The sequence below is a fragment of the Deltaproteobacteria bacterium genome, assembly GCA_019308995.1.
In the GTDB taxonomy this organism is placed as follows: Bacteria; Desulfobacterota; Desulfarculia; order Adiutricales; family JAFDHD01; genus JAFDHD01.
Genome location: JAFDHD010000192.1, coordinates 1 through 3,371, shown reverse-complemented (window position 1 = coordinate 3,371; position 3,371 = coordinate 1). Strand labels below are relative to the sequence as shown.

At 50.5% G+C, this 3,371-nt stretch carries 5 protein-coding genes; 2 read left to right on the top strand and 3 right to left on the bottom strand.

The window, feature by feature from the left end; all coding sequences use genetic code 11:
• Window positions 1-2: 2 nt before the first annotated feature.
• The gene (locus JRI95_16700; protein ID MBW2063184.1) at window positions 3-1,136 is read right to left on the bottom strand and encodes a 4Fe-4S binding protein; all 1,134 of its coding nucleotides are present in this window, start codon (window positions 1,134-1,136) and stop codon (window positions 3-5) included.
• 83 nt (window positions 1,137-1,219) lie between these two features.
• Window positions 1,220-1,633, bottom strand: coding sequence for a MarR family transcriptional regulator (locus JRI95_16695; GenBank protein ID MBW2063183.1), 414 nt, complete (start codon window positions 1,631-1,633; stop codon window positions 1,220-1,222).
• Window positions 1,634-1,869: 236 nt separating this feature from the next.
• Between JRI95_16695 and JRI95_16690 the strand changes: the two genes are divergently transcribed.
• The gene (locus JRI95_16690; protein ID MBW2063182.1) at window positions 1,870-2,433 is read left to right on the top strand and encodes a carboxymuconolactone decarboxylase family protein; all 564 of its coding nucleotides are present in this window, start codon (window positions 1,870-1,872) and stop codon (window positions 2,431-2,433) included.
• Window positions 2,434-2,544: 111 nt separating this feature from the next.
• On the opposite strand, the gene JRI95_16685 is transcribed toward JRI95_16690, so the two are convergent.
• A complete protein-coding gene (locus tag JRI95_16685; GenBank protein MBW2063181.1) occupies window positions 2,545-2,991 on the bottom strand; it encodes a DUF4976 domain-containing protein in 447 nt (148 codons plus the stop codon).
• 6 nt (window positions 2,992-2,997) lie between these two features.
• Here JRI95_16685 and JRI95_16680 point away from each other — a divergent pair, with 6 nt between their 5' ends.
• Window positions 2,998-3,246, top strand: coding sequence for a hypothetical protein (locus tag JRI95_16680; protein ID MBW2063180.1), 249 nt, complete (start codon window positions 2,998-3,000; stop codon window positions 3,244-3,246).
• The last annotated feature ends 125 nt before the right edge of the window (window positions 3,247-3,371 follow it).

Genomic DNA, 3,371 nt, shown 5'->3' with positions numbered 1-3,371 from the left:
GTTTAACTAGCTTGTGCCTCTCTTTTCTCACGGGCTTCACGGCGATCGGCCAGATAACGAGCGCCATATTCACGAACCGTTTTCGGCGGGGTGGTGATCTCTTCTTTGCGCGCCAGCACCAGCGAGTCTGTGGGACACTTGTGAGCGCAAACGCCGCACCCGATGCATAAATCCGTATTGACTACCGCTACTTTGCGAAACTTATTAGTGGCCCGAGGAGAGAACTGGAGCTGAATGGCGTCCATGGGGCACCGCTTGACACAGAGGGCGCAGCCTCTGCACGTTTCAGCCGTTACCTGGACCTGGTAGTTGGAGGGATCAAGGCTCCGGTCATGGCCGAGCTGGTGAAAAGCCTCAAACCAGATACAGGAATCAACACAGCAGTTGCAGATTGTGTCCGGGTTGTTCTCCCAGTTTGAAATACCATGCACTAAACCGGCGTCCGCGGCCTTTTTCAGAATTTCAAAGGTCTCTTCCTTGGTTATTTCCCGGCCCATGTCATTTTTAACAATATACCGGCCGAGTTCATCGAAATGGAGGCAAACTTCCAGGGGGTGGTTGCAGTCTTTGGTATTCGGGTCAATGTTGTGCCTCATGCGGCAGGGACAGGCGGAAACCGTATAATACTCCCGGTCTTCAATCACCTTGACGATGTCTTCAAATGGCAGAACCTGCCGGGTGTCCTCGACGGTTTTTTCAACCGGAATGGTCCTCAGCCCCTTGGCGTGCGTGTCCGCGTACTGATCGAACCAGCCGTCCATAAAGTATTTATTGAGGTGCGGCGTGGTGGCGTCAATCGTCTCGCTGGTCTTACCAGACCAATAGATCGTGCGTAAAAAAAGAAAAAAGGAGTCACTGAGTCTGTATCGAGTGGAATCTCCCCTGATACTCTCATAAATCAGTCCTTTCTGGGCCAGTTCTTTCAGGCGAGGGGCGAGTTCGGCCGGGTCCATTTCTTTAATGGCGGCCATCTCCTCCAGACTTTTGCCGGAAAAGGGCATTCCGGTCAGGAAAGCCGCGTCTTCAGGCGTGATATAGGAAGTGACGGTGGGCATCAGGTGCTCGGATTCAGTTAACTCCCACCAGGTGTTTCCCAACCACTCAATAAATTTTTTGTAAATTTCTTGATCTGACATGTTTCCCTCCTGTGAAGTCCCCAAAGGGATGGGGGCGGGTGGTTTTAAAATAAGTAGTACACGAAACGTCGTATGGTTAAAAATCAGGCCTTCATTTCTTTAAGCAGACGCTTCAGTACAATTTTTTCTTCCAGAGTCATATTCTCCAGGATTTCTTCATTGGCCTCCTCTCTAGCCCTGATAAGGGAGGGCTTGAGTTCTTGAGCCCTGTCTGAAAGGTAAACGCGAAGGAATCTTTTATCTGCCTCGTCTGTTTCCTTGGTTATCCAGCCGCTGTCCATCATTCGGTCAAGCACACCGGAAACGGTGGCATGATCAAGGATCAGCTTTTTTCCAATGTCACCGGCTGTCTGCCCGTCCTCTTCCCAGAGCGCTTCCAAAATCAGATGCTGAACCGGCGTCAGGCCGTAAGGTTTAAGCTTTTTCTTAAAGAGGCCTTGAGCTCCCTGATAGGCCTTGGCCAGGAGAAAGATGATACAGTTTTCGTATTGGTCCATTAACGATCCTTTCGTGTACTACATAATAATTCATGTAATTTTCCTTTGTCAAGCATTGAATCGCAGTGTCTATCCATCACAAAATCCGGCTTAAGATAATCACTCACCGTTCCAGGAGGCAGAGCCTGAGGTATCAGCTGCGATTTCCACAAAACGCTTGCAACATGAATCGAACGAACCTAAACTCGGCGGAGAAAACCATTCTGGCCGGGCAATATCATTAATAAGGAGGGGTTATGTCCAGAATACCTTATGCAGATCTTGAAAACTCACCAAAAAAGATTCAGGACTTTTTTGCCAAGATGGAAGCCAACTCCGGTCCCATAGGAAATCTTTTTCTCATGGTCGCGCACAGCAGCGCTGCGGCGCGGGAGTTCATTCGTTATGGAGACAGGCTTCTCTTCAAAGCAGACCTGGATTCCCGGTATCGCGAGCTGGCCATTATCAGGATTTCCCAAATGTGCGGCTCGCGCTATGAATGGGCCCACCACGTACCCATCGCTCTGCGGACAGGGCTTGCTCCGGAGCAGGTCAAGCAGATGGAAAGCTGGCGAGACTCAGACCTGTTTACCAAGGAAGACAAGGTCATTCTGGCCTTCACCGAGGAGGTCATGAAGGACAGTCGGCCTTCAGACGAAACCTTTACTGCGGCCGCTGAAATCCTGGACCATACCGGCCTGGTGGAACTGACGCTATCTATCGGACACTGGTCCATGGTGGCAAAGGTTCTGAATACCTTTGCGGTTGAAATCGAGGAGGACTTCCTCAAGGCCAATAAGGACGTGCTGTCGGGGGAATAACAAGTATCAAGTTGTCGTCACACACTTACTAACGAGTGTTTTGGGAGGAGCGAAGCGACGAAGTAATCTCTTATTTTTTCAACCGGAGCGTATTTTCGTTAATTGACACCATCACCCGATACGGCCTGCGAGAAACGGCTCCAGAAAGTCTCGGTGCAAATCCTGGCGCAGGTCTTTATATCCCGGGTCTTTAACCAGGTTATTTAACTCGTCCGGGTCTTCCTTGAGGTCATACAGCTCACAGGGTATCTCATTCTGGCGGTCATAGAGGTACCGGTAACGCTGTGTGGCGACCATGACGAAAAAATTGCCTTTGTTGCGGTGGCCCGCCAGTTCACTGAAGGCCGCCTCGCGAGGTTTGCCTTTGCCTTTGAGGTAAGGGATGAGGGACTTGCCCCAAGCGCCTCTGGGCGACTCGGCCTGCGCAATGTCTATAATGGTGGCGGTTAGGTCAATTGACTGGATGAGATCATTAACCCGACGCGGTTTTATGGGTTTGGGGGGGCGGATGATGTTGGGCACCAGCACAGCGCCCTTGTAGAACACGTTTTTAAACATCAGCCCATGGTCGCCCAGCATCTCCCCGTGGTCTATGGCACGGACCTGAAACGGCTGTCACCGGAGAATAACCCTGCCGTGCATGGCATCTCCGACTGGTCTGAGGATAACCGTATCGTCTTTAGCGAGTGGAATGGTGATGATAGATACGTCGGCCCGGTCGTGGTCAACGCGGATGGCAGCCATTACCACCGCCTGACCAGCCTCCCCTTTGGCGGCTCCCATGTGCGATGGATACCTGTGGTCAAGAAATAGATTAATAAATAAGGTTCTTCTCCAAAAGAGTTGGCAAATTAGTTTAAGAGGGCACATTGTGTTAGTGCATAACTTATTAATAATACAAATATTTTCATTCTTTAGCTTCCCAAATCTATTTAGAG

What these genes read in the sequence shown, in the direction of transcription:
- JRI95_16700 (MBW2063184.1), bottom strand. Translation starts at nt 1,136, where the DNA reads ATGTCAGATCAAGAAATTTACAAAAAATTTATTGAGTGGTTGGGAAAC.
- JRI95_16695 (MBW2063183.1), bottom strand. Translation starts at nt 1,633, where the DNA reads ATGGACCAATACGAAAACTGTATCATCTTTCTCCTGGCCAAGGCCTAT.
- JRI95_16690 (MBW2063182.1), top strand. Translation starts at nt 1,870, where the DNA reads ATGTCCAGAATACCTTATGCAGATCTTGAAAACTCACCAAAAAAGATT.
- JRI95_16685 (MBW2063181.1), bottom strand. Translation starts at nt 2,991, where the DNA reads ATGTTTAAAAACGTGTTCTACAAGGGCGCTGTGCTGGTGCCCAACATC.
- JRI95_16680 (MBW2063180.1), top strand. Translation starts at nt 2,998, where the DNA reads ATGGTCGCCCAGCATCTCCCCGTGGTCTATGGCACGGACCTGAAACGG.